The organism is Paraburkholderia sp. SIMBA_053, assembly GCF_046534895.1.
Classification (GTDB): Bacteria; Pseudomonadota; Gammaproteobacteria; order Burkholderiales; family Burkholderiaceae; genus Paraburkholderia; species Paraburkholderia caledonica.
The window spans coordinates 1-253 of sequence record NZ_JAWRXU010001210.1 but is presented as its reverse complement, the minus strand read 5'-3'; the positions used below and the strand labels follow the sequence as shown (position 1 = coordinate 253).

Genomic DNA, 253 nt, shown 5'->3' with positions numbered 1-253 from the left:
GGATTATGCAACCGTGATAAAATTCCTGAAATTCGGATTTGTAGGGATAATGAATACCCTGCTCACCATTATCAGTTACTTAGCACTCATCCACTTTGATATGAATTATATATTGGCTAACGTACTATCTTATTTCATTGGCGTCATAAACAGCTACTATTGGAACAAATCGTGGGTGTTTCAAGCAACTGTACATAAATGGATGTTAGCTCAATTTTTCATCGTAAACCTTATTACTTTAGCAATTAATACA

1 protein-coding gene is annotated in these 253 nt (G+C 34.0%); it reads left to right on the top strand.

The annotated features are described in order from the left end of the window. Positions 1-13 precede the first annotated feature (13 nt). Positions 14-253: GtrA family protein (locus tag SB753_RS39485; protein ID WP_410805477.1), on the top strand; the 240-nt coding region annotated here is incomplete at its 3' end.